This window comes from Pseudomonas sp. SORGH_AS_0199, assembly GCF_031453735.1.
Taxonomy (GTDB): Bacteria; Pseudomonadota; Gammaproteobacteria; order Pseudomonadales; family Pseudomonadaceae; genus Chryseomonas; species Chryseomonas aestiva.
Genome location: NZ_JAVJAE010000001.1, coordinates 629,547 through 654,188, shown reverse-complemented (window position 1 = coordinate 654,188; position 24,642 = coordinate 629,547). Strand labels below are relative to the sequence as shown.

General features: G+C 66.7%; 23 protein-coding genes and 2 pseudogenes. 11 read left to right on the top strand and 14 right to left on the bottom strand.

The window, feature by feature from the left end; all coding sequences use genetic code 11:
• Positions 1-3 precede the first annotated feature (3 nt).
• Positions 4-636, top strand: coding sequence for an HAD hydrolase-like protein (locus tag QE444_RS03140; protein ID WP_282286081.1), 633 nt, complete (start codon positions 4-6; stop codon positions 634-636).
• 10 nt (positions 637-646) lie between these two features.
• On the top strand, positions 647-1,057 hold the full coding sequence (locus QE444_RS03135; protein ID WP_280310056.1) for a DUF2141 domain-containing protein: 411 nt from the start codon (positions 647-649) through the stop codon (positions 1,055-1,057).
• Between the two features lie 732 nt (positions 1,058-1,789).
• Here the strand turns inward: QE444_RS03135 and trpA are convergent.
• Both trpA and trpB read right to left on the bottom strand, forming a co-directional pair.
• Entirely contained in the window at positions 1,790-2,596 is an 807-nt protein-coding gene (gene trpA, locus QE444_RS03130) for a tryptophan synthase subunit alpha (protein WP_133860258.1), read from the bottom strand.
• The gene (gene trpB, locus QE444_RS03125; RefSeq protein ID WP_133860257.1) at positions 2,593-3,801 is read right to left on the bottom strand and encodes a tryptophan synthase subunit beta; all 1,209 of its coding nucleotides are present in this window, start codon (positions 3,799-3,801) and stop codon (positions 2,593-2,595) included. Before trpB ends, trpA begins: the two co-directional genes overlap by 4 nt.
• A gap of 92 nt (positions 3,802-3,893) precedes the next feature.
• Between trpB and QE444_RS03120 the strand changes: the two genes are divergently transcribed.
• Positions 3,894-4,790 carry a LysR family transcriptional regulator gene (locus tag QE444_RS03120; protein WP_309737329.1) on the top strand — a complete coding sequence of 299 codons (897 nt, stop codon included), beginning with the start codon at positions 3,894-3,896 and terminating at the stop codon, positions 4,788-4,790.
• A gap of 39 nt (positions 4,791-4,829) precedes the next feature.
• On the opposite strand, the gene QE444_RS03115 is transcribed toward QE444_RS03120, so the two are convergent.
• Positions 4,830-5,153 (bottom strand): YqjD family protein, encoded by a 324-nt coding sequence (locus QE444_RS03115; RefSeq protein WP_007160170.1) that lies wholly within the window; start codon positions 5,151-5,153, stop codon positions 4,830-4,832.
• A gap of 218 nt (positions 5,154-5,371) precedes the next feature.
• Here QE444_RS03115 and QE444_RS03110 point away from each other — a divergent pair, with 218 nt between their 5' ends.
• Positions 5,372-5,587 (top strand): dodecin, encoded by a 216-nt coding sequence (locus QE444_RS03110; RefSeq protein ID WP_017641514.1) that lies wholly within the window; start codon positions 5,372-5,374, stop codon positions 5,585-5,587.
• 43 nt (positions 5,588-5,630) lie between these two features.
• Positions 5,631-5,858, top strand: a complete 228-nt coding sequence (locus tag QE444_RS03105; RefSeq protein ID WP_273860960.1) for a DUF1161 domain-containing protein — start codon at positions 5,631-5,633, stop codon at positions 5,856-5,858.
• A gap of 87 nt (positions 5,859-5,945) precedes the next feature.
• On the opposite strand, the gene hmpA is transcribed toward QE444_RS03105, so the two are convergent.
• On the bottom strand, positions 5,946-7,115 hold the full coding sequence (gene hmpA, locus QE444_RS03100) for an NO-inducible flavohemoprotein (protein WP_309737328.1): 1,170 nt from the start codon (positions 7,113-7,115) through the stop codon (positions 5,946-5,948).
• Between the two features lie 131 nt (positions 7,116-7,246).
• Between hmpA and norR the strand changes: the two genes are divergently transcribed.
• Entirely contained in the window at positions 7,247-8,785 is a 1,539-nt protein-coding gene (gene norR, locus QE444_RS03095) for a nitric oxide reductase transcriptional regulator NorR (RefSeq protein ID WP_273860962.1), read from the top strand.
• Between the two features lie 18 nt (positions 8,786-8,803).
• Here the strand turns inward: norR and QE444_RS03090 are convergent, their stop codons facing one another.
• Together QE444_RS03090 and betC are read right to left on the bottom strand one after the other, a co-directional pair.
• Positions 8,804-9,721 (bottom strand): choline ABC transporter substrate-binding protein, encoded by a 918-nt coding sequence (locus tag QE444_RS03090; protein WP_187980775.1) that lies wholly within the window; start codon positions 9,719-9,721, stop codon positions 8,804-8,806.
• Between the two features lie 21 nt (positions 9,722-9,742).
• Positions 9,743-11,242 carry a choline-sulfatase gene (betC, locus tag QE444_RS03085; RefSeq protein WP_309741907.1) on the bottom strand — a complete coding sequence of 500 codons (1,500 nt, stop codon included), beginning with the start codon at positions 11,240-11,242 and terminating at the stop codon, positions 9,743-9,745.
• Between the two features lie 117 nt (positions 11,243-11,359).
• Here betC and QE444_RS03080 point away from each other — a divergent pair, with 117 nt between their 5' ends.
• Positions 11,360-12,346: a choline sulfate utilization transcriptional regulator gene (locus QE444_RS03080; RefSeq protein ID WP_273860963.1), complete on the top strand. Its 987-nt coding sequence runs from the start codon at positions 11,360-11,362 to the stop codon at positions 12,344-12,346.
• 7 nt (positions 12,347-12,353) lie between these two features.
• Here the strand turns inward: QE444_RS03080 and QE444_RS03075 are convergent, their stop codons facing one another.
• The 5 genes from QE444_RS03075 to prlC all read right to left on the bottom strand — a co-directional run bounded on the left by QE444_RS03075 (position 12,354) and on the right by prlC (position 17,361).
• Positions 12,354-12,743, bottom strand: coding sequence for a VOC family protein (locus QE444_RS03075; RefSeq protein ID WP_064307108.1), 390 nt, complete (start codon positions 12,741-12,743; stop codon positions 12,354-12,356).
• On the bottom strand, positions 12,743-13,909 hold the full coding sequence (locus QE444_RS03070) for a lactonase family protein (protein ID WP_309737326.1): 1,167 nt from the start codon (positions 13,907-13,909) through the stop codon (positions 12,743-12,745). Before QE444_RS03070 ends, QE444_RS03075 begins: the two co-directional genes overlap by 1 nt.
• 262 nt (positions 13,910-14,171) lie before the next feature.
• Positions 14,172-14,630, bottom strand: a complete 459-nt coding sequence (locus QE444_RS03065; protein ID WP_273860964.1) for an anti-virulence regulator CigR family protein — start codon at positions 14,628-14,630, stop codon at positions 14,172-14,174.
• Between the two features lie 365 nt (positions 14,631-14,995).
• A complete protein-coding gene (locus QE444_RS03060) occupies positions 14,996-15,268 on the bottom strand; it encodes a YheV family putative zinc ribbon protein (RefSeq protein ID WP_158890069.1) in 273 nt (90 codons plus the stop codon).
• The gene (prlC, locus tag QE444_RS03055) at positions 15,265-17,361 is read right to left on the bottom strand and encodes an oligopeptidase A (protein ID WP_187980772.1); all 2,097 of its coding nucleotides are present in this window, start codon (positions 17,359-17,361) and stop codon (positions 15,265-15,267) included. The genes QE444_RS03060 and prlC overlap by 4 nt, the downstream gene beginning before the upstream one ends.
• A 44-nt stretch (positions 17,362-17,405) precedes the next feature.
• Here prlC and QE444_RS03050 point away from each other — a divergent pair, with 44 nt between their 5' ends.
• Entirely contained in the window at positions 17,406-17,957 is a 552-nt protein-coding gene (locus QE444_RS03050; RefSeq protein WP_280310075.1) for a gamma carbonic anhydrase family protein, read from the top strand.
• Between the two features lie 252 nt (positions 17,958-18,209).
• On the opposite strand, the pseudogene QE444_RS03045 reads toward QE444_RS03050, so the two are convergent.
• Positions 18,210-18,551, bottom strand: a pseudogene (locus tag QE444_RS03045) (MerR family transcriptional regulator); the annotation flags it as partial.
• 71 nt (positions 18,552-18,622) lie between these two features.
• Between QE444_RS03045 and QE444_RS03040 the strand changes: the two are divergent.
• A complete protein-coding gene (locus tag QE444_RS03040; protein WP_309737325.1) occupies positions 18,623-19,084 on the top strand; it encodes a hypothetical protein in 462 nt (153 codons plus the stop codon).
• Between the two features lie 40 nt (positions 19,085-19,124).
• Here the strand turns inward: QE444_RS03040 and aroE are convergent, their stop codons facing one another.
• Positions 19,125-19,940 (bottom strand): shikimate dehydrogenase, encoded by an 816-nt coding sequence (aroE, locus tag QE444_RS03035; RefSeq protein ID WP_309737324.1) that lies wholly within the window; start codon positions 19,938-19,940, stop codon positions 19,125-19,127.
• Between the two features lie 5 nt (positions 19,941-19,945).
• On the bottom strand, positions 19,946-20,875 hold the full coding sequence (gene hemF, locus QE444_RS03030; RefSeq protein ID WP_187980769.1) for an oxygen-dependent coproporphyrinogen oxidase: 930 nt from the start codon (positions 20,873-20,875) through the stop codon (positions 19,946-19,948).
• Between the two features lie 143 nt (positions 20,876-21,018).
• On the opposite strand from hemF, the gene QE444_RS03025 reads away from it, so the two are divergent.
• Positions 21,019-21,996 carry an NADPH:quinone reductase gene (locus QE444_RS03025; protein WP_158891453.1) on the top strand — a complete coding sequence of 326 codons (978 nt, stop codon included), beginning with the start codon at positions 21,019-21,021 and terminating at the stop codon, positions 21,994-21,996.
• A gap of 158 nt (positions 21,997-22,154) precedes the next feature.
• Positions 22,155-24,638: pseudogene (locus QE444_RS03020) on the top strand (PAS domain S-box protein); the annotation flags it as partial.
• Positions 24,639-24,642 lie beyond the last annotated feature (4 nt).

The following is a 24,642-nucleotide window of genomic DNA, read 5'->3' as shown; positions in this document are numbered from 1 at the left end:
CGCATGAGCTATCGCTACGTCATCTTCGACTTCGACGGCACCCTGGCGGACAGCCTGCCCTTTCTCCTGAGCTGCCTGGGCGAGCTGGCGCGAACCCATGGCTTTCGCCAGCCAACCGCCGACGAGTGGCCCCGGCTGCGCGCCGCCTCCCTGACCGGTCTGCTCGACAGCCTGGGGATCCCTCTCTGGCAGGTGCCACGCATCGCCCGGCACTATCGCCGGCTGCTGGCCCAGCGGGGCGATCAGGTCCTGCCCTTCGCCGAGATTCCCGCCACCCTCGACCGCTTGCAGGCCAGCGGCCTGCAGCTGGGCCTGGCGACCTCCAATTCCGCCGCGGCCGTCCACCAGGTACTGCCCCAGGCCGGACGTCTGTTCCCCGCTGGCGAATTCGACATCCCCCTGCTGGGCAAGGCCCGACGCCTGACCCGCCTGCTGCGCCGCCAGGGTGTCGCGCCGGCCGATGCGCTCTATGTGGGCGACGAGCTACGCGACCTCCAGGCCGCGCGCCGCGCCGGTCTGGGCTGCGCGGCCGTGGCCTGGGGCTATGGCTGCCCGGCGACACTGCGCGCGCAGCGCCCCGATCTCTTCTTCGAACAGCCGGCCGAGCTGCTGCGGCTGACGCCCTCTCCCTGCTGAAGGAATGCCCATGAAGTCTCTGTTGCTGGTCGCTGGTCTCTGTCTGAGCGGTCTCTTGCACGCCGCCGAACTGCAGGTGCGGGTCGAGACGGTCGACGCCTCGGGGGGCCAGCTGCTGCTGGCGGTGTTCGACAGCGAAGCGGCCTGGAAGGAGCACAAGACACCGGTGGCCCAGGCCCATCTCGCCGCGCAGGCGGGTGCCCAGGAGCAGCGCTTCGAGCTACCGCCCGGGCGTTATGCCGTATCGGTCATCCACGACAGCAACAGCAATAGTCAGCTGGACACCAATTTCATCGGCATGCCCACCGAACAATACGGCTACAGCAACAATCCGCCGCTGCGCATGCGCATGGCCACCTTCGAGGAATGCGCCTTCACCCTGCACGCCGCAGGCCTGCGCCAGCAGGTGACGCTGCGCTAGGCCATATCGATCATGCACAGGCTTCCAAACAGAAAATCAACAGAGTTATCCACAAGGCTTTTAGCGACGATTGCTGAGTCCGGCGCTGAACAGACGTGGATAACTCCTTGGGATGGCAGCAGAAATCCCTTGACTTGGGAATATCCCGAAAAACTGGTCATTATTTGATCGATTCTCTGTAAGCCGCGCCAGCTCTGGCCTCTGGCACTAGACGAACAACCTATCCACAGCCCTATGCAGCTCTATTGTGGGTTGTGGAAAACAGCCGAAAGTGGATTGATCATTTTTTGTACGATCCTTTGCAGGCCTTGCCAGGCATGGCGTACAGGTCAGGTCCCACATCTTTTCCACAGGCACGCACACAGCAGATGTGGGAAAACCCGGAGGCCGGGTCCGCTTTCGGTCGTTCGAGTGACCTGAATCGAAGTGGCTATTTATTGAGCAATTTTTCCCGAGCAATCGCCTGATCGGTTGCTGACAACTTGCCCAGGGCTTATCCACAGCCTTTACCTGCCAGGCAATGACGGCAAAGCGATCCGGTGTTCGCAGCCTGACTCGGCGGATCAAGCCGTAACGGATTCGATCAACAGGCCGAGTACCCGTCCAGCCCTTCTGGCACGCGGCTCTTCGTTGAAAGCGAACAGACTGCCCACAGGGTTATGCACAGCTTGCAGGTTGTCCAGGCATAAAAAAAGACCGCCTGAAGCGGTCTTTTGGAGAGCTGGCGAAGGCCTAGCGCGCGGTGCGTACGCTGTCCGACAGCTGCTTGCAGAGGCCAAGCACGCCGTCGATGGCAGCACCCGAGGACGCAGCCTTGGCGATCTGGTCGACGAACGCCGAGCCCACCACCACACCATCGGCGATGCGGGCGATCACCCGCGCCTGCTCGGGGGTACGGATGCCGAAGCCGACGGCCAGGGGCAGGTCGGTGAAACGGCGCAGGCGCGCCACGGCGGCCTCGACGTGCTCGGTGGTGGCCGAGCCGGCACCGGTCACGCCAGCGACGGACACGTAGTAGACGAAGCCTGAGCTGGTGTTGAGTACGCGCGGCAGGCGGGCGTCATCAGTGGTCGGAGTGGTCAGGCGGATGAAGTCGATGCCGGCGGCCTGGGCCGGCAGCGCCAGCTCGGCGTCGTGCTCGGGCGGCAGGTCGACCACGATCAGGCCATCCACGCCCGCTTCGGCGGCTTCCGCCAGGAAGCGCTCCACGCCATAACGATGGATGGGATTGTAGTAGCCCATCAGCACCAGCGGCGTCTCGCCTTCCCCGCGGCGGAAGTCGCGCACCATCTCCAGGGTCTTGGCCAGATTCTGGCCCGCCTGCAGGGCCCGCAGGGCAGCGGCCTGGATGGCCGGGCCGTCAGCCATGGGATCGGTGAAGGGCATGCCCAGCTCGATGACGTCGGCACCGGCCGCCGGCAGCCCCTTGAGGATGGCCAGGGCGGTGTCGTAGTCCGGATCGCCGGCGGTGGTGTAGGTGACCAGGGCCGCGCGGCCCTCGGCCTTCAGCGCGGCGAAGCGGGTTTCCAGGCGGCTCATAGCTTGTCTCCCAGGTGACTCATCACGGTCTGCATGTCCTTGTCGCCGCGGCCCGAGAGGCAGATCACCATCAGGTGGTCCTTGGGCAGGTGCGGCGCGCGCTTGTAGGCCTCGGCCAGGGCGTGAGCCGTTTCCAGCGCCGGGATGATGCCTTCCAGACGGCAGGTCTGGTGGAAGGCCTTGAGCGCCTCGTCGTCGTTGATCGGTACGTATTCCACGCGCTTCACGTCATGCAGGTGGGCGTGCTCCGGGCCGATGCCGGGATAGTCCAGGCCGGCGGAAATGGAGTGGGCGTCGATGATCTGACCATCGTCGTCCTGCAGCAGGAAGGTACGGTTACCGTGCAGCACCCCGGGTACCCCGCCGTTGAGGCTGGAGGCATGCTTGTCGGTGTCGACGCCGTGGCCGCCGGCCTCGACGCCGATGATGGCGACGTCCTGGTCATCGAGAAATTCGTGGAACAGGCCCATGGCATTGGAGCCGCCGCCGACGCAGGCGATCAGGCTGTCAGGCAGGCGTCCTTCCTTCTCCAGGATCTGCGCGCGGGTCTCGCGACCGATCACCGCCTGGAAATCGCGGACCATGGCCGGATAGGGGTGCGGACCGGCCACTGTGCCGATCAGGTAGAAGGTGTCGGCGACGTTGGTCACCCAGTCGCGCAGCGCCTCGTTCATGGCGTCCTTGAGGGTGCCGGTACCGGACGTGACCGGAATCACCTCGGCGCCCAGCAGCTTCATGCGGAAGACGTTGGCCTGCTGGCGATCGATGTCGGTGCTGCCCATGTAGATGACGCAGGGCAGGCCGAAGCGCGCGGCGACGGTAGCGGTGGCCACGCCGTGCATGCCCGCACCGGTCTCGGCGATGATGCGGGTCTTGCCCATGCGCTTGGCCAGCAGGATCTGGCCAATGCAGTTGTTGATCTTGTGCGCGCCGGTGTGGTTCAGCTCTTCGCGCTTGAGATAGATCTTGGCACCGCCGAAGTGCTCGGTCAGGCGCTCGGCGAAGTACAGCGGATTGGGCCGACCGACGTAGTCGCGCTGGAAGTAGGCCAGCTGCTCGAGAAACGCCGGATCCTCCATGGCGGTCTCGTATTCGCGCTGCAGATCGAGGATCAGCGGCATCAGGGTTTCGGCGACATAGCGACCACCGAACTGGCCGAACATGCCTTGAGCGTCGGGGCCCTGGCGATAAGCAAACTGGGTCATGGGATTCTCCTGCGAAGATGGATCTACCTTACCTGCTTGAGTGCCGCTGATAAATCGATAAGATCGCGATGACCCGTCAGGAAATCTCACAGATGAGCGATCCCCGCGACCTGCCCCCGCTGAATGCCCTGCGCGCCTTCGAGGCCACCGCCCGTCTGGGTGGCATGAGCCGCGCCGGGGACGAACTGCACGTGACCCATGGCGCCGTGAGTCGCCAGATCCGTGCCCTGGAGGAACAGTTGGGGGTGGCGCTGTTTCGCCGCGAAGGCCGGGGGCTGGCGCTGACCGAGGCGGGGCTGCGCCTGCGCGAGGTGAGTGGCGAGGTCTTCGAGCGCTTGCGTGAGGTGAGCGCCGAACTCAAGGCCGGCAGTCGCCGGGGGCCGTTCGTGCTGGGCTGCCCGGGCAGCCTGGTGGCGCGCTGGTTCATTCCGCGGCTGGATCGCCTCAATCGCGACCTGCCGGAGCTACACCTGCACCTCTCGACCCGTACCGACGACACCCCGCTGGCCGCCGCCGGCCTGGACGCCAGCCTGCTGTTCACCGAGACGGCGCCGCCACAGGACGTGCTGCCCTATCACCTGGCGCCCGAGCGCATCGGGCCGGTGCTGAGTCCCTACTGCCCGGCCTATCTGCGGCTCAGGGAAGGCGACCTGCAGGCCTTGCTGGCCGAACGTCTGCTGCACACCCTGTCACGGCCCCAGGCCTGGCCACAGTGGTTTGCCACCCAGGGCCTGGAGGCGCCGGTGCTGGATTACGGGCAGGGCTTCGAGCACCTCTATTACCTGCTGGAGGCGGCGCTGTCGGGATTGGGCGTGGCGATCGCGCCGGAGCCACTGGTGGCGGCGGATCTGAAGGCGGGCAGGCTGGTTGCGCCCTGGGGCTTCGCCGCGACCGGTGCGGAGTTGGCGCTATGGGCGCCGGGTCGGCTGGCGGATGAGCGGGTGGAGCGGTTGGCGGCCTGGCTCAGAAACGAGCTGGCCGAGCGCTAGCGCCCAAGGCATCCCTTGGGATGCCTCGGACTGCCACGATCAGTGGTCGCCGCGCAGCAGTGCCCAGCCGACCAGGACGGTCACACCAGCGGCAATGCCGACGGTGGCCCAGGGATGTTCGCGAGCCACGCCACTGGCGGCGCGACCGTACTGACGGGTCAGACGACGCACGTCGTCATAGACTTCTTCCAGCGAATCGCCCGAATGATGCAGGGCTTCGCGAGCGGTACTCTTGAAGGAATTCAGGCTGCTGCGGGATTCGCGTGCAGCGTTCTTCTTCAGCGATGCCAGCGAGTCGAGCAGGCTGTTGATTTCGTTCTCGATGCTGGCGATTGACGCCTGGTAATCGGTGTTACGGGCCATGACAACCTCCTGGGATGGACGGATTCAGGAAATGTGACTACCGAGGCGTTGGAAAGTGCTGCAAAGCGGTGGGCGAGAGCCTGGGCAGTGAACTTATCGGGGCCTTTCGCGGCCTCAAATGTCAGAAGCACCCTTCCCGGCGAGTCGACCGCGACACCGGTCAACGCGTTGCCGGTTATCCGCTGCAGCGCCCGTCATTGCTGACCCAGGAGATTTTCATGTCCGATCATCACACCTACAAGAAGCTGGAAATCGTTGGCTCTTCCACCACCAGTGTCGAGGACGCCATTAATAATGCCCTCGCCGAGACGTCCAAGTCGGTGAAGAACCTGGAATGGTTCGAAGTGGGTGAAATCCGCGGTCACATCCAGGACGCAAAGGTGGCGCACTATCAGGTCACCCTGAAGATCGGCTTCCGTATCGAAGCCAGCTGAGTAGATACTCAAGACCTCCCTCCCTCGCAAAAGGACAGGCAAGATGCGTAGAGTCGTGATTACCCTCGGTTTGTTGGCCCTGAGCAGCGGTGCTTTCGCCGCTGGCACCTCGTGCGACACGGTCAAGGCCGATATCGATGCCAAGCTGCAGGCCAAGCAGGTAGCGCACTACAGTCTCGAGGTGGTGGACAAGGGCAGCGCCAGCGCCTCCGCCAAGGTGGTGGGCAGCTGCGAAGGTGGTAGCAAGGAAATCGTCTACCAGCGTCGCTAGGTCGCTGACGGCAGGGCGCCGCTCAGAGACGGCACCCTGGCTCTCGAAGAAACGCCCACGATCGCCAGACCGTGGGCGTTTCTGCTTTCAGAGATCTGTGGCGGGACCAAAGAACTCGTGACGGATCTGCTGCTCCGGCACCCCCAGCTCCAGCAGATCACGCCGCACCTGGGCCATGAAGGGCTGCGGGCCGAGGACGTAGGCGTCCAGGTCGCGACCCTTGGGCAACCAGCGCTGCAGGCGCGCCCGGTCCAGCCGCGAAGCGTAGGCCTCTTCCGCCACCGGCTCGCTGTAGCAGAAGTACAGCTGCAATTGCGGATGGTGGGCGGCCTGCTCTTCCAGCCAGTGGCCGAAGGCCTGCACCCCGACGTGGCGGGTGCAGTGGATCAGCTGGATCGGTCGCCCGCTGGGCAGCGCCGCCGACACCATGGGCAGCAACGGCGTGATGCCGACCCCGCCGGCGATCAGCAGCAGCGGCCGGGTGGAATCCTGCAGGACGAATTCACCGGCCGGTGCGAAGACCTGCAGTACGCTGCCTTCATGGGCATCGATGTGCAGGAAGCGCGAGACCACCCCACCCGGCTGATGCTTGACGCTGATCCGGTAGCCACGGCCATCGCTGGCCGCCGAGATCGAATAGTTGCGCCGGTATTCCACCCCATCGAGGATCACACTCAGCCCCAGGTACTGGCCGGGCTGGGCGATGCTGGTGGGCAGGCCGTCCACCGGCTCCAGGTAGAAGGAGCTGATCTCTTCGCTTTCCGGCTCGATCCGGGCGATGCGGAACGGCCGCCCGCCACGCCAGCCACCGGGCGCCTCGGCCTGGGCTGCATAGCGGTGTTCCTCGGCGCCGATCAGCAGATTGGCCAGTTGGCCATAGGCGGCGGCCCAGGCGTCGATCACGGCATCGGTGGCCACCTCGGCCCCCAGCACTTCGCGGATGCTCTGCAGTAGGGCGATGCCCACCAGGGGATAGTGATCCGGCTGCACCTGCAGCGAGACGTGCTTGTTGACGATCTGCTCCACCAGCGGTCCCAGGGTGTCCAGCCGGTCGATGTAGCGGGCATACATGAGTACCGCCCGGGCCAGCGCCCGCGCCTGGGCGCCACTGGCCTGGTGGGCGCCGTTGAACAGCGGGCGGATCTCGGGGTTGTCGCCCAGCAATTTGGCGTAGAAATGCCGGGTCAGGGCTTCACCGCCGGTTTCCAGCAGCGGGACGGTAGCCGTGATGATGGCTTTTTGGTCGGATGACAGCATGGCAGGGATCTCCAAACAGGACTGCCCTGGTCGTATCACGAGTCGTGCCAACCAAAAAACTGCGCTAGATCAGTCTTTTATCCGGGGACCTGGTCATAATGACCAGGTCCCTATGACTCGCCGAGGTCAAATTGACCCGTACCACCCTGCTCGAAGCCATGGTGCCACTGGTGGCGGATCTGGCCCGCGACCTGCCCGATCAGCAGCGCTATGCCAACCTGCTCGACGCCCTGCGCCAGGTCCTGCCCTTTGATGCGGTGGCCCTGCTGCGCCTGGATGGCGAGGTGCTGGTGCCCCTGGCGGTGCGCGGGCTCGCGGCCGATACCCTGGGCCGCCGCTTCAAGGTCGGCGAGCACCCGCGCCTGGCGCTGCTGCTGGCGAGTCGCGCGCCCACCCGCTTCGCCCTCGATTGCGACCTGCCCGATCCCTACGATGGGCTGGTGGAAGGCGTGCAGGGGCATCTGGAGGTCCACGACTGCCTGGGCTGTCCACTCTATGTGCAGGACCAGCTCTGGGGCCTGCTGACCCTGGATTCGCTGCAGGCGCAGAACGCCCAGCCCGGGGATCTCACCACCCTGGCGGCCTTTGCCGGGCTGGCCGCCGCCACCGTGGCCGCCGCCGAGCGCATCGGCCAGCTCTCCGCGCGCATCGTCAGCGAGCACGAGCTGACCGTGGCCTATCAGCAATCGGTGGGGCACCAGCGGCCTCGCGAACTCATCGGCCAGAGTCCGGCCAGCCTGCGCCTGCGCCAGGAGATCGAGACCGTGGCGGCCAGCGATCTGACCGTGCTCATCACCGGCGAGACCGGGGTCGGCAAGGAGCTGGTGGCCGAAGCCGTGCACGCGCGCTCGCTGCGCCAGCAGCGGCCGCTGATCAGCCTCAACTGTGCGGCCCTGCCCGAGGCGCTGGTGGAAAGCGAACTCTTCGGCCATGTGCGCGGTGCCTTTTCCGGGGCCATCAGCGAACGCCGCGGGCGCTTCGAACTGGCCGATGGCGGCACCCTGTTTCTCGACGAAGTCGGCGAATTGCCACTGACGGTGCAGGCCAAGCTGCTGCGGGTGCTGCAGAGCGGCCAGTTGCAGCGGCTGGGCTCGGATCGCGATCTCAAGGTGGACGTGCGCATCATCGCCGCCACCAATCGCGACCTGGCCGACTGCGTGCGTGCCGGGCGCTTTCGTGCCGATCTCTACCATCGCCTGAGCGTCTATCCGCTGGCCGTGCCGGCCATGCGCGAGCGTGGCCGCGACGTCCTGCTCCTGGCCGGTTTCTACCTGGAGCAGAATCGCGCCCGCCTGGGCCTGCGCGGCCTCCGGCTGACCCCCGCGGCGCAACGGACCCTGCTGGCCTACGACTGGCCGGGCAACGTGCGCGAACTCTCTCACCTCATCAGCCGGGCGGCGCTCAAGGCCCATGCCGGCAGCGAGGAACGCGGCGGCATCCTGACCCTGGACAGCGATCAGCTCGGCCTGCCACTGGGCAGCACGGCCCTGCCCGACGAGGATCCCGCCCTGCCCGCCGCCTCCCTGCGCGAAGCCACGGAGGCCTTCCAGCGGCAGACCATTACCCTGGCCCTGGAACAGCATGGGCAGAACTGGACCCTGGCCGCCGCCGCCCTGGGGCTGGACCGCGCCAACCTCGCCCGCCTGGCGCGGCGACTCGGGCTCAAGTAGCGCTTGGAGAATTAGCGGTCAGAGCGCTTTCTGTACCGCCGGCAGGCCGGGCTGGCCGTCGCGGGTGGTGACCCCCTGCAACCAGGGCTCCAGCACCTGGGGATGGGCCTTGAGCCAGGCCCTGGCGGCGGTGTCGTAGCTGCCGCCCTTGTCCCGCGCGGCGCTCATGACGGCGTTTTCCATGTCCAGGGTGAACTTCATGTTGGTCAGCAGCCGGGCCGGATTGGGGCACTGTTCGGCGTAGCCCTTGCGCGTCAGGGTGTTCACCGTGCCGGCGGTACCGAAATACTTGTCGCCCCCGGTCAGGTACTTGATCGGGTAGTCGACGTTCATGGGATGCGGCGTCCAGCCAAGGAAGACCACCCACTTGTCGCGCTTCACCGCCCGCCCGACCTGGGACAGCATGGCCTGCTCGCTGGACTCCACCAGTTGCCAGCCGCCCAGGCCGAATTCGTTGTCCTGGATGATCTTCTGCAGCGACTGGTTGGCCGGCGCGCCGGCGCCGATGCCGTAGATCTTCTTGCCGAACTGGTCGGCGTGCTTGGCCAGGTCGTCGAAGCTCTTCACCCCGCCTTCCCAGACATAGGTGGGCACCGCCAGGGTGAATTCGGTCCCGACCAGATTCTGCGCCAGCTCGGTGACCTGCCCGGTCTTCACGAACTGGTCATAGTGCGCCTGCTGCGCCGGCATCCAGTTGCCGAGGAAGGCATCCACCTGCCCGTTGCGCATGCCGCCGTAGATGATCGGCACCGCCAGGGTCTCGACCTTGCCGGTATAGCCCAGCGCACTCAGGATCGCGCCGGTGAGGGCGTTGGTGGCGGCGATGTCGCTCCAGCCCGGATCGGCCAGGCGAACCGTTGCGCAGGCCTGGTCCTCGGCCTGGGCCGACAGGCTGACCAGGGCCAGCGTGAAGGTAGCGATGATTCCGTGTTTCATGGCCGTGCTCCAGTTAGCGGTTCAGGGTTGAGGGTAGCGGGCGCGACGCTCCAGGTCGTCGAGGTCGATGTGATTGCGCATGTATTGCTGGCTGGCATCGACGAAGGGCTGGTGATCCCAGCTGGTCCGCTCGCCCTGCTCCAGGGCCGCCGCGACGAAGCGCCGCCGCCGCTGGCTGGCCAGCACCTCGCCGTGCAGGCGCGCCAGATCCCAGCGCTGGCGGACCTCGGCCTGGAAGCTGGCGAGCAGCTCGGCATAGTCGGGGCTGGCGGCCAGGTTTTCGCGCTCCAGCGGATCGTTGTGCAGATCGAACAGCAGCGGCGGATCCAGTTCGCAATGGATGTACTTATAGGCGCCGCGACGAATCATCAGCAGCGGGCTGACGGTGCCCTCGGCCAGGTATTCGCCGATGACCTCATCGTGCCCTGCCCGGCCTTCCAGGTGCGGCAGCAGCGAGCGACCGTCCAGCGGCAGCTCCTCCGGCAGCTGGCCGCCGGCCAGCTCGACGAAGGTCGGCAGCAGGTCCATGGTCGATACCGAGGCCTGCACCCGCGCCGGGGCGAAACGGCCGGGCGCGTGGATCAGCAGCGGTACCCGCGCGGCCATCTCGAACCAGTGCATCTTGTACCAGAGTCCGCGCTCGCCGAGCATGTCGCCATGGTCGCCGGAAAAGACGATCACGGTATCGTCGGCCAGACCGCACTCTTCCAGGGTCTTGAGCAGATGGCCGACCTGGGCGTCGACATAGCTGCAGGCACCGTAGTAGGCCTGGCGGGCGTCGCGGATCTTGGCCTCGGGCAGCGGTTTGTCCCACAGATCGATCACCTTGAGCAGGCGCTGGCTGTGGGGGTCCTGCTCGGCCTGGGGAATGGCGCCTTCCGGCAGCGGGATGTCGACCTCGTTGTACAGGTCCCAGAATTCGCGGGGAATGGTGTAGGGATCGTGCGGGTGGGTCAGGGACACGGTCAGGCAGAACGGCTGGTCATCGCCGCGACGCACGTGATCGTAGAGGTACTGACGCGCCTTGAAGACCACCTCTTCGTCGAAATCCAGCTGGTTGGTGCGCACGCAGGGTCCGGCCTGCAGTACCGAGGACATGTTGTGGTACCAGCTCGGGCGCACGTCCGCCGCGTCCCAGTTCACCGCCCAGCCGTAGTCGGCGGGATAGATGTCGCTGGTCAGCCGCTCTTCGTAGCCGTGCAACTGGTCCGGTCCGCAGAAGTGCATCTTGCCCGACAGCGCCGTGCGATAGCCCAGGCGCCGCAGGTGGTGAGCATAGGTAGGGATGTCGGCGGCGAAATCAGCGGCGTTGTCGTAGCCGCCTATCTTCGAGGGCAGCTGGCCGCTCACCAGGGTGAAGCGCGAGGGTGCGCACAGCGGGCTGTTGCAATAGGCGGAATCGAACACCACGGCGCGCTCGGCCAGGCGTTGCAGATTCGGCAGCTTGATCGGCGAGGCGGGGTCGTACAGCGGCAGGATGGGCGCCGCCATCTGGTCGGCCATGAGAAAGAGGATGTTCATCGGCTTGGACAAGAGCGTCTCCGCTAGGATCAAGGTTGCTTATGGGTAGTCCATCATCCGATGCCGAAAAATCTGCGTGAAGGCCATCTGGAGTGATGTTTCGGATAAGCTGGACTTATGTCTGATCGCCACGGGAAAGCCCTTTTGGACGCCACCCTCCCAGCCGACCGCCCTGCCCTGGCGCTGGACAGCCTGCGCACCTTCGAGGTGGTGGCGCGCCGCCTGAGCTTTACCGCGGCGGCCAGCGAACTGGGCACCACCCAGCCGGCCATCAGTCAGCAGATCAAGCGCCTGGAGGCCCAGCTGCAGGTCCGCCTTTTCGACCGGGTCCATCGCGGCATCCTGCTCACCGAGGCCGGACGGCTGCTGCAGGAATACGTCGAGGCCGGTCTCGCCACCCTGGACGAGGGGGTGCGGCTGGTTACCGCCCGGCCTGCCCATGAAGTCCTGCAGGTGGCTACCGACTTCGCCTTCGCCGCCTATTGGCTGCTGCCGCGCCTGCCGCGCTTCCATGCCCGCCACCCGGAGCTGGACGTCAGCCTGGTCACCAGCGACCGGGTGCCGCTGCCCGGTCCGGAGATCGACATCACCCTGGGCTTCGGCGACGGCCGCTTCAAGCATGGCGAAGCCTGGCCGCTGTTTCGCGAAGAGGTCTTTCCGGTGTGCAGTCCGCGCCTGCTCCAGGGTCGGCAGCCGCCGTTGCCCGCCATGGAGCTGGGGCGCTGGCCGCTGCTACATCTCAAGGCGGCGCCCAACAGCCGCTGGTACGACTGGAAGACCCTGCTGCCGGCGCTGGACCTGGCGCCCCTGCCCGCGGCGCCGTCCGGCGCGGTGCTGAGCTTCGACAACTACACCCTGGTGATCCAGGCGGCCATCGCCGGCCAGGGGCTGGCGATCGGCTGGCGTCACCTGGTGGACGATCTGCTGCGGCAGGAACTGCTCTGTCGCCCCTTCGCCGGACTGGCCACCTCGCGCTATGGCTATTACGCCATCCTGCCCGAGCGCAAGCGGCGCCAGCGGCTGGTGCAGCGCTTTCTCGACTGGCTGCTGGAAGAGCTGGAGATGCCGCGCGAGTCCCTGGCCGGCGCACGGCTGGCGACCTGAGCCGAACTCAGCGCTCGTAGACTTCCAGTGGCAGATCGTCCGGATCGGCGAAAAAGGTGAATCTCCTGCCGGTCAGCTCGTCGGTACGGATCGGCTCGGTGACCACGCCATGGCCCTGCAGGTGGGCGACGGTGGCGTCCAGGTCGGCCACGGCGAAAGCCAGGTGGCGCAGGCCCTGGGCCTCCGGGCGCGACGGCCTGGGCGGGGCATCGGGAAAGGAGAACAGCTCCAGCTGGGCATGCGTGCCCACTGCCAGATCCAGCTTCCAGGAGCGCCGGGCCTCGCGATAGGTCTCGGCGATCACCGGCAACCCGAGGATCTCGGTATAGAAGTGCCGGGAGCGTTCGTAGTCGGCGCAGATCAGCGCCACATGGTGCAGACGGTCGAAGTGGGTCATCAGGGTACCGCGACGAATTTGAGGTCGGACGGAGCACCGACGTCCAGGCTCTGCAGTTCATCGCCGAGCTTGCCGCTGTCGGGATCCCGGGCGAAGACCTTGAGCTGGTTGGATTTCTGGTTGGCCACCAGCAGGTACCGCCCGGACGGATCGATGGCGAATTCCCGCGGCGACAGGCCATTGACCGGATGGCGCTCGACAAAGGTCAGGGTGCCGTCGGGATTCACCGCGAACACGGCAAGCTGGTTGTCCGTGCCACGGCTGGCGACATAGAGGAAACGTCCGTCGCCGGAAAGGTGCAGGGCCCCGGCATCCCGCTCGCCGGTGAATTCCTGGGGTGTCAGGCTGTAGCTCTGCAACTGCCGTAGCATGCCGTCCTGATGGGCGAAGGCCATCACCTGGCCGGCCAGCTCCAGGGTCAGGTAGGCGTAGCGGCCATCGGCGCTGAACACCAGGTGGCGCGGCCCGCTACCTTCCGGCACCGGCACGAAGGGCGTCTCGACGGCCACCAGCGGTCGCTCCGGCTGCTGCGGCAGATAGCGATAGACGAATACCTTGTCGGCGCCCAGATCCGGGGCGAAGACGAAGCGGCCGTCCGGGGTCGTCACCGCCGCGTGCACATGGCTGGACTGCTGGCGCGGGTGCTGTTCGCTGGGCTGGTGGAATTCGATCTGCGCCACCGGACTGAGCACGCCGCCGTCCTGGATCGGCAGCACCGCCAGCGAGCCCTCCGGCAGGCTGGAGTAGTTGGCCACGAACAGGAACTTGCCGTCGGTGCTGAGGCTGGAATGGGTCGGCTCGTCGCCCAGGCTCTTGACCTGGCTGATCTGCTGCAGGCGGCCATTGCCGGGTTCGAAACGATAGGAAGTGACCCGCCCGATGCTGTCGCCGCTCGAACCCCGGCCATTCTCGTTGACGGCGAACAGGGTCCGGCCATCCCGCGACAGGGTCAGAAACGAGGGGTTGGACGCCTTGACGATGCGCAGCGGGCCATCGATCTGACCATTGCGGCTGTTGAAGCGATAGACATACAGCCCCTGGCTGCTGCCCGCGGTGTAGCTGCCGACCAGCAGATTGAACAGACCGGGTTCGGCGCGGGCCGGGGCGTTGTGCCCCACGAGCAGGGCGAACAGGGCCAGCGGCAGCAGACGGGGCAGAGCTCTCATGGGAAATCCTTGGCGAGCGGTGGGCGTTGAGACCGATGCGGAGCGGCCCGGTTTCCCTACCGTCTGGAGGCGGAAGGCGGCCGTGCGCGGCGGCTATTCTACTGAAATCCGGGCTGGCACTGTGCCAGAGGCCTTTCGCCATTTATCGCCTGCGCCGGCGCGCTGGCGGTCTACGTCGGGTCAACCGGCGCGAGGAGACCGCGCCAGAGCCTGCGGTGAACTCGGCAGTGTCCGGGGGCTGCCGGTAAAAGAATTGGTCAGGCTAGTCCAGCACGCCCTGCAGAATGGCGTAGACGAGCCCGGTGCCCACGGCGACCAGCACCATGTCGGTCCCCAGGCGGCGCCATTCGTAGCCCGGATAATCCGGCAGCTGGCGGGCGATACCCGGCGGCAGCGGTCGGCCATACCCGGGAGGCAAAGGGTGCCCGCGTTCCAGACGCAGTCCTGGCGGCAGGTCGCCACCGCGGCCGATCTGGCCGCGCAGTGCCTGGATGCGCTCCCGCGCCGGTCCCAGATCCGGCGGTCCACCGGCGGCCGGTCCGGCACCCGGGCGACCCGGGCCGCGCGACCCGGGCCCCGGTCCCTGGCCATGGGGGCCACCCTGTTCCTGCCAGCCCGGTCCGTGCGGACCTTTGGGCCCGCCGGGTCCGTGATCCGGAGGCGCGGCCAGGGCCAGATTGCCGATCAGACAGAGGGCTGCAGTGGAAAGAAGGGTACGCATCGGCGGCTTCCTCGTAGAAGACGATGGCAGCGGTTATCCACTTGGAGTCTGGTTACTGAAAAAGACTCCCGGGTCATTCCCGGACTTATAGCCTGTGGATAAATCGGGGATAAAAGCGGTATAACTCCGTGATAAATCCCCAAACGTTGTTAGGGACCAAATAAAAATCCTTTATTATCAATATCTTAAAAAGATGATCGGCTGGCTATCGAATCCGCTTTTTGTGGATAAAGCCTGGGACCCCCCTATGCTGACGTCCATTTTCGCCTGCACTCAAGCCCTGCGCGGAGCGATTTTCCCCAGCCTGGAAACGGAAAAGCCGCGCCTGAATGACCGGGCGCGGCTTTTCCGGAGGTCGCCTTTCCCTATTCCGGCTTCTTCAGCTTGGGATTGGGAAAGAACTGCACGGCCTGCACCTTGGGATCGGGCTTCTTGGGCTTGAGCGCACTGATGTTGACCCGCGTCGGCAATTCCTTGGGGACCGAATTGCCGCGCTCGTCCAGGGTGTCGCTGTAGCCGCAGGAGACGCACTCGCGGTTGGGCGTGCCGTCCTGGGTCCACATCTTCAGGGTGTCCTGCGCCTGGCACGCCGGGCAGACCGCCCCGGCGATGAACCTCTTGCGGATCGGCTCGCTCACGCCGCCTCCTCGCTCAGCCCGGAATGGCGGAGCAGGGCATCGATGCTGGGTTCGCGGCCGCGGAAGTCGACGAACAGCACCATGGGTGCCTGGGAGCCGCCGCGGGCCAGGATGGCTTCACGGAAGGCCCGACCGGTTTGCGGATTGAAGACGCCTTCTTCCTCGAACTTGGCGAAGGCATCGGCGGACAGCACCTCGGCCCACTTGTAGCTGTAGTAACCCGCGGCATAACCGCCGGCGAAGATGTGCGCGAAGCTGTTGGGAAAGCGGTTGTAGGCCGGCGGCCGTACCACGGAGATCTCGTCGCGGATGCCTTCCAGCACCTCGCGCACGCTGCGGCCGTCGCCGTGGCTGGCATGCAATTCGAAGTCGAACAGCGAGAATTCCAGCTGGCGCAGCATCATCAGGCCGGACTGGAAGTTCTTCGCCGCCAGCATCTTGTCTAGCAGCGCCTGGGGCAGCGGCTCGCCGGTCTCGTAGTGACCGGAGATCAGCGCCAGGCCCTCGGGCTCCCAGCACCAGTTCTCCATGAACTGGCTGGGCAGCTCCACCGCATCCCAGGCCACGCCGTTGATGCCGGAGACGCTGGCGTGCTCGACGCGGGTCAGCAGGTGATGCAGGCCGTGGCCGAATTCATGGAAGAGGGTGGTCACCTCGTCATGGGTGAGCAGCGCCGGCTGGCCGGGGCTGGCCGGGGTGAAGTTGCAGACCAGGTAGGCCACCGGATCGATCAGCCGGCCCTGGGCATCGCGACGCTTGTCGCGGGCACCGTCCATCCAGGCGCCACCGCGCTTGTTGGCGCGGGCATAGAGATCGAAGTAGAAGCGGCCGATGGAGGTACCGTTTTCCTTGATCTCGAACAGGCGCACGTCCGGATGCCACTTCTCGAAATCGCGCAATTCGGCGATTTCGATGCCATAGAGCTTCTGCACCGTGGCGAACAGGCCGGAGAGCACCTTGTCCACCGGGAACCAGGCGCGGACCTCTTCCTGGGACAGCGAATAGCGCTGCTGGCGCAGCTTTTCGGCGAAATAGCCGGTGTCCCAGCTCTGCAGATCCTGCACGCCCTGTTCGGCGGCGAAGGCACGCAGTTCTTCCAGGTCGCGCTGGGCGAAGGGCTTGGAGCGCACGGCGAGGTCGCGCAGGAAACCCAGCACCTGATCACTGCTCTCGGCCATCTTGGTGGCCAGCGACAGCTCGGCATAGTTGGCGTAGCCCAGCAGACGTGCCAGTTCCTGACGCAGATCGAGCAATTCCTCCATCACCGGGCCGTTGTCGAACTGGCCGGCGTTGGGGCCCTGCTCGGAGGCGCGGGTGGCGTAGGCGGCATAGACTTCCTCGCGCAGGGCGCGGTCATCGGCGTAGGTCATCACCGCGTAGTAGCTGGGGAATTCCAGGGTCACCAGCCAACCGTCCAGCTCCTTGGCCTGGGCAGCGGCCTGCAGCTGGGCCTTGGCCGACTCGGGCAGGCCGGCGAGGGCGGCTTCATCGGTGAGGTGCTTGGTCCAGGCCTGCGTCGCGTCGAGCAACTGGTTGGAAAACTTGCTGCCCAGCTCGGACTTGCGCGCCTGGATGGCGGCATAGCGCTGCTGCTCCGCCGGCGGCAGGTCGATGCCGGACAGACGGAAGTCACGCAGGGCGTGTTCCAGGGTGGTCTTCTGGCCGGCGTCGAAGCCCTTGGCTTCTTCGCTTTCGGCCAGGCGGCTGTAGGCCTGGAAGAGGTCCTTATTCTGGCCGATCTCGGTGGAATAGGCCGACAGCTTGGGCAGGCAGGCCTCATAGGCGGCGCGCAGCTCGGCGCTGTTGCACACGGCGTTGAGGTGGCCGATGGGGCTCCAGGCCTGGCCCAGCCGATCGTTCAGCTCGTCCATCGCCAGCACCAGGCCGGCCCAGGTGGGGTGTTCCTTCTGCGTCTCCAGCAACTTGGCCAGGGCGGCACGGTTCTCGGCCAGGACGGTATCGATGGCCGGCTCGACGTGCTCGGGCTTGATGGCGGAAAAGGGCGGCAGGTCGTAGGACTGAAGCAGCGGATTGCTGGCGCTCACGGCGTTCCCCTCGGGGCGATGGCTTTGACAGTTATATATGGAGCCCATCCTAATAGGTCTCAAGACCCTTCCGACGAGAAAAGGTATCTATCGTGACCATAAGGACCTTCCAGGGTAAGACCCCGCACCTGGGCGAACGCGCCTTCGTCGATGCCACCGCGGTGGTAATCGGTGATGTCGAGCTCGGCGCAGACAGCTCGATATGGCCGCTGACAGTGATCCGCGGCGACATGCATCGCATCCGCATCGGCGCCCGCACCAGCATCCAGGACGGCAGCGTGCTGCATATCACCCACGCCGGCCCCTTCAATCCGGACGGCTATCCCTTGCTGATCGGCAACGACGTCACCGTCGGCCACCAGGTGACCCTGCACGGCTGCACGATTGGCGACCGGGTGCTGGTGGGCATGGGCAGCATCGTCATGGACGGCGCGGTGGTGGAGGACGACGTGGTGATCGGCGCCGGCAGTCTGGTCCCGCCAGGCAAGCGGCTGGAAGGCGGCCACCTCTACGTCGGCCGCCCGGTCAAGCAGATCCGCCCGCTGGAGGAGAAGGAACGCGCCTTCTTCACCTACAGCGCCGGCAACTACGTGAAGCTCAAGGACCAGCATCTGGCCGAAGGCTATGGGGAGGAGGGTGCCTAGGCGTCCGCATTCGTTGGCTTCGGAGACAAAGCCGCCTCAGCCGCAGAGCGAGCGCCGTAGCGTGGAAAACGGCGCAGCCTTTTCCACAGGTGACTTCGTGGCGCGAGGCTCACCCTCACCACAACCCTCTCCCAAAGGAAGACGGGGCTATCCGAGCGGGGGGTCATCTTCCACATCTCCGACCCGATCGCGATCAGCTGTTATGACCCAGCCCCTAGGAGCGGTCGCGTCGGCCGCGATCTGCCAACCCCGCAGCGGACAGGCTTCACCCAGGCGCGAATATAGCACCCCACGCAACGCCTGCAATTCGTCGATGCGCGCCTCGATGACCCTGAGCTTGTCGCGCAGCAGTTCCTGCAAATAGGCATCGGGATCGGCAGCGCGCTCGACGTCCTCCAGGTTGGCGGCGATTTCCTGCAGGCTGAAACCCAGTCGCTGGGCGGTACGGATGTAGCCCAGCCATTCCACGGCTTCAGGCGGATAGTCACGATAGCCGTTGGCCCGCCGCCGCGCCTTGAGCAGCCCCTGGCGCTCGTAGAATCTCAGGGTGTCGCGACTCAGGCCGGTGGCCTGGGCGAGGGTGCCGATACGCATCCGTTCTCCTTGACCCTGGACCTAGCTCCAGGGTCGACACTGGACTTCCTCTCGTTCAAGGAAGTCCGTCCATGTGGAAGCTTGCGCCCTATCTGCGGCTGGTCCGTGCCAGCGCCCTCTATGATCTGCTGGTTACCGCGCCCTTCGCCACCCCCTGGAGTCTCGCCTGGCTGCTGCGGCAGCTCGACGATCTCGGCCAGGCACTGGGCCTGGCGCCCCTGGCGGAGTTCCCGCCGGAAGCCCTGCTGCTGGGCAATCTGCTGGGCTCCCTGGTGTGCGTCTGGTCTGTGCTGCGCCTGGTCAGGCCTTCGCTGCTGCTGGGACGCTACGACGCCGTGGCCAGGGGCCTATTCGCCCTCTGGCAGGCCTGGGCGCTGTACCAGGGCGCCAGTCCCTTGCTGGCAATGTTCCTGGTAGTCGAAATCGGCTTCGGCGTCGCCCAGGCGTGGCCGGTATCTCTGGCCTCGTGCCCCTGCTCGTTGGGCTTCGGCGATAGAACCGCCTCAGCCCAACCTACGACGAGGCTCCCGTAGGTTGGCGCTGAGCGCAGCGAAGCCCAACAGCGTCGCGGGATTAACCCAGCTGCCGCCGCAACTCCGCCAGTACCGGGGCGCTGTCGGGACGCACGCCGCGCCAGAGTTCGAAGGCCTCGGCGGCCTGTTCCACCAGCATGCCCAGGCCGTCCAGGGTGTGGAAGGCACCCTCGTCCTGCGCCCAGCGGTTGAAGGGGGTGAGATCCTTGCCGTACATCATGTCGTAGGTCACCGTCTGCGGGCCGATGACCGCCTCCGACAGGGGCGGGCGACCGCCACCGAGACTGGCCGAGGTGCCGTTGATGATGACGTCGAAGGGCTCTCTCAGGGTGGAGAAGGCGGCCACCTCGATGGTCCCCAGCTCGGCGAACTCCCGCGCCAGTTGCACCGCCTTGAGTTCGGTGCGATTGGCCAGCACCAGTTGTCCGGGGTTGCAGGCCAGCAGCGGCTCCAGCACGCCGCGTACGGCGCCGCCGGCGCCCAGCACCAGGACGCGCTGGCCGGCCAGCTGCAGACCGGCGTTGACCGTGAGATCCCGGACCAGGCCGGCGCCGTCGGTGTTGTCGCCGAGCAGGCGACCATTGGCCTGGCGCTTGAGGGTGTTGACCGCCCCGGCCCGCCGCGCGCGCGGGGTGAGTTCATCGCACAGCTGATAGGCCTCTTCCTTGAAGGGCACCGTGACATTGGCGCCCAGGCCGCTCTGGAAAAAGCTGCGGGCGCTTTCGCTGAAGCCGTCCAGCGGCGCCAGCAGCGTCCCGTAGTGCAGGCGCTGCCCGGTCTGGTCGGCGAACAGGCTGTGGATCAGCGGCGACTTGCTGTGGGCGATGGGATTGCCGAAGACGGCGTAGCGATCCATGGGCTCTATCCTGCGGGCGTCGGGGCGAGCGCGAGCCAGTCGCGGTCGGTGAGAAAGAAATCGGTCAGCCGCGCTTCCGGCGAGCCGGGCACGGGTTTCCAGTCATAGCCCCAGCGCACCTCGGGCGGCAGCGACATGAGGATGGACTCGGTGCGCCCGCCGGACTGCAGGCCGAACAGGGTGCCACGGTCATAGACCAAGTTGAATTCCACGTAGCGGCCGCGGCGATAGGCCTGGAATTCCCGCTCGGCCTGACCGTAGGGCTGGTCGCGGCGGCGCTGGACGATGGGCAGGTAGGCGTCGACGAAGGCATCGCCGATGGCGCGCTGGAAGGCGAAGCAGGTGTCGAAGTCCCAATCGTTCAGGTCGTCGAAGAACAGACCGCCGATGCCGCGCGGCTCGCCCCGGTGCTTGAGATGGAAATAGCGGTCGCACCAGGCCTTGTAGCGCGGATAGACGTCGGCGCCGAAGGGCGCGCAGGCGTCATGGCAGACCTGGTGCCAGTGCACGCAGTCGGCCTCGTTGCCGTAGTAGGGGGTGAGGTCGAGACCGCCGCCGAACCACCAGACCGGCGCCTCGCCGGGCTTCTCGGCGAGAAAGAAGCGCACATTGGCGTGAGCCGTGGGGATATGGGGATTGCGCGGGTGCATGACCAGGGAGACACCCATGGCCTCGAAGCTGCGCCCGGCCAGTTCCGGACGATGGGCGCTGGCCGAGGGCGGCAGGCTGTCGCCATGCACATGGGAGAAGTTCACGCCGCCCTTTTCCAGCAGGGCGCCGTCGGCAATCACCCGGGTGCGGCCACCACCGCCGGTCGGCCGGGTCCAGGCGTCTTCGGCGAAAGCTGCGCTGCCATCCTCGGCTTCCAGTGCGGCGCAGATGCGCTCCTGCAGATCGAGCAGATAGGCCTTGACGGCCTCCAGGGAGGGATTCATCGCAAGGATTTCCACAACAGGCGGGGAGGGCGCAGAGCATAACACCCGTATCCGACCGGTTGACGTGGCCCGCGGTTGCGGCTTGGATGAAGGCTCACCCCAAGAGAGCCCGGCCAAGGGCTCCAACCAGGAGACACGCAAGCATGGCCCAGCGCATCCAGTTCAGCCGCACCGGTGGTCCCGAAGTACTCGAACTTGTGGATTTCGAACCCGCCGCGCCCGGCCCCGACGAGGTGCAGGTGCGCAACCACGCCATCGGCCTCAACTTCATCGAGACCTATTACCGCAGCGGCCTCTATCCGCCGCCGGCGCTGCCCTCGGGCCTGGGCACCGAGGGTGCCGGGGTGGTGGAAGCGGTCGGCAGCGCCGTCACCCGCTTCAAGGCCGGCGATCGCGTGGCCTATGCCACCGGGCCGCTGGGCGCCTATGCCGAGGTCCATGTGCTGCCCGAGCGGCATCTGGTGCACCTGCCGGAGGCGATCTCCTTCGAACAGGGCGCCGCGGTCATGCTCAAGGGGCTGACCGTGCAATACCTGCTGCGCCAGACCTATCCGCTGCAGGCCGGCGACACCGTGCTGTTCCATGCCGCGGCCGGGGGCGTCGGCTCCCTGGCCTGCCAGTGGGCCAAGGCTCTGGGCGTGCGTCTGATCGGCACCGCCGGCTCCCCGGAAAAGCTGGAAAAGGCCAAGGCGCTGGGTGCCTGGGCGGTGATCGACTACCGCCAGGAAGACGTCCCGGCGCGGGTCCGTGAATTGACCGAGGGCGCCAAGGTGCCGGTGGTCTACGACGGCGTCGGCAAGGACACCTGGGAGATGTCGCTGGACTGCCTGGCCCCACGCGGTCTCATGGTCAGCTTCGGCAACGCCTCCGGCGCGGTCACCGGGGTCAATCTGGGCATTCTCTCGCAGAAGGGCTCGCTCTATGTGACCCGGCCGACCCTGGCCACCTACGCCGCCTCCCCCGAAGCCCTGCAGGACATGGCCGATCAGCTGTTCGAGCTGATCAGCGATGGCCGCATCCAGGTGGACATCGGCCGACGCTATCCACTGGCCGAAGTGCAGGAGGCGCACCGGGCGCTGTCGGGTCGCGAGACCAGCGGCTCGACCATCCTGCTGCCCTGAGGCGAAGCACCCGGATGCCTGGCCGGGTAAATCGTGACGGCCATTAAGTTTCCCGCACCCAGGCGGCACGACGGGGGTAAACGCCGGTCTATCTCGGACAGTCAGGTCGCCTCGGCCTCGACGTTCTTTCCAGAATCGGCCGGATCGCTGCCCTCGTCATGCCTATCTCCAGCCCCCTCGCCAGCCTGCTCGACACCGCCACGGACACGGCGCTCATCACCCTGACCGCCGAAGGGCGGATCGGGCAGTGGTGTCCGAACGTCGCCCGGCTGCTGGGCTGGACGGCGCAGGACTGGCTCGGTGAATCCATCGTCGGCCTGCTGCTCCCGGAGCCGCCGGCCGACGGCTGGCTGACCGCCCTCGAACGCTGCCAGACCCAGGGCCTGCGCCACCGCGACGGTTACCTGGTACGCCTCGACCTGCATCTGGTGCCGCTGCGCCGGGCCGATGTCGCCGTGGGCTGGTTGCTGCATGTCTGGCAGGCCCCAGCGAGCCGTGCGCGTTTCGCCGCTCGGCGCAGCGCCGAGCGGGAGCTGCCGCAACGCCTGCAGGCGCTCGGCGAATGGTCACGGCGCCTCGGCGGCACCACGGATCTGGCCGCCTTGCGACTGTGCGCCACCCAGGCCCTGCGGGACCTGGCTGACGATCCCCAGGCGCGGCTGCTGTCCGTGGCCGAGGCGGGCAGTCCGCCGGTGGGTGAGTTGCTCATCCCCTTCGGTCCTGCCACTCAGCCCTTGGGCTATCTGCAACTGGGCGGCGCCGTCGAGGCGGATACCCGGCTGGTGCTGGATCAATTGGCCCTGCTGCTGGGCGCCCTGCTCATGCGGCAGCAGACCCAGGACCAGGTCCGCCACCTCGAACGGCGGTTGTCGCTGGAACAGGGGCTGCTGGCCAGCGTGCTGCAGCAGGCGCCCCTGGGTATCTCCATCACCGAGGCCGGCAGCGAAGAAGCGGTGATGCTCAACGACCGCGTCGATACCCTGCTGGGCAGACGTCCGGCCGGCGAGACGCTGGACGAACGCTATGGCGCCATCGGCGCCCTGCACGCCAATGGCCAGCCCTATGCGGTGGACGACTATCCCACGGTACGGGTGCTGCGCAGCGGCCAGGCGGTGGCGCCCGAGTTGATGCGCTATCGGCGACCCGACGGCAGCATCCGGCTGCTGGAGGTCTCCAGCGCCCCGGTCCGCTCCGCCACCGGCGAGGTGATCGCCTCGGTCACCCTGTTCGACGACGTCCAGCAGCGCGTCGATGCGGAAACCGCCCTGCGCGAACACAGCGCGCGCCTGGCCAGCCTGATCAACCAGGCGGCGGTCGGCATCTGCCAGACCGACGCCCGCGGGCGCATCCTGCTCGCCAATCGTCGCTATTGCGAAATGCTCGATCGCAACGAGGTCGGGGTGCTGGAGCAGACCCTGCAGGCCCAGACCCATCCCGAGGATCGGGCCATCCTGGAGCGCCACCTCGACACCCTGCGCGAGCGGGGCGACAGCTTCAAGCTGGACCAGCGCTTCCTGCGCCCCGACGGCACGGTGGTCTGGGTCAGCCTGCACGGCTCACCGCTGCAGTCGGAAGTCGGCCAGGCGCTGTCGGTGAGTCTGGTGGTGGTGGATCTCACCCAGCGCAAGCAGGCCGAAGCCGCGCTGCACCTGTCCAACCAGCGCTTCCGCAATGCCGTGGAGGCAGTGCAGGGAGTGGTCTGGACCAGCAACGCCCAGGGCCATCTGCTCGGCGAACAACTCGCCTGGAGCACCCTGACCGGGCAGAGTTATGCGCAGTATCAGCAGGACGGCTGGGCCGATGCCCTGCATCCCGAGGATGCCCCCCGCACCCTGCGTCGCTGGCGCCTGGCGGTGCAGCAGCAGGTGGATTTCCACGACGAGCACCGCTTGCGCTGTCGCGATGGTCAATGGCGCACCTTCAGCGTGCGCGCCCTGCCGGTGCGGGAGAATGGCGTGGTCTGCGAATGGGTGGGCGTGCACACCGACGTCAGCGAGATCCGCATGGCCGAGCACCGCCTGCGGCGCCTGGCCGAATTGCTGGAACAGCGCGTCCACGAACGCACCGTCGAGCGTGACCGCATGTGGCGGGTCGCCGACGACCTGCTCGGCGTCATCCAGGGGCAACGCTGGCTCAGCCGCAATCCCGCCTGGGGCCGGACCCTGGGCTGGGACGACGAGGAATTGCGTCATCAGCCGCCGACCTCGCTGGAGCATCCGGACGATCCGCCGGTATTTCCGCGCCTGGCCGCCCTGCGCCACGGCGAGGTGCTCAGCGATCTGCCCGGGCGCCTGCGCACCCGCGACGGTCACTGGCGCCACATGATGTGGAAGGCCACCGCCGATCACGACGGACGCATCTATGTCTTCGGTCGCGACGTCACCGTCGAGCACGACGCCGCCCTGGCCCTGCAGAACGCCGAGGCCGCGCTGCGCCAGGCGCAGAAGATGGAAGCCATCGGCCATCTCACCGGCGGCATCGCCCATGACTTCAACAACCTGCTCACCGGCATCAGCGGCTCCCTGGAATTGCTGCGCCGCCGCCTGGATCAGGGGCGCCACGACAACCTGCAGCGCTACCTGGACACCGCCGAGCAATCCGCCACCCGCGCCGCTGCCCTGACCCATCGCCTGCTGGCCTTCGCCC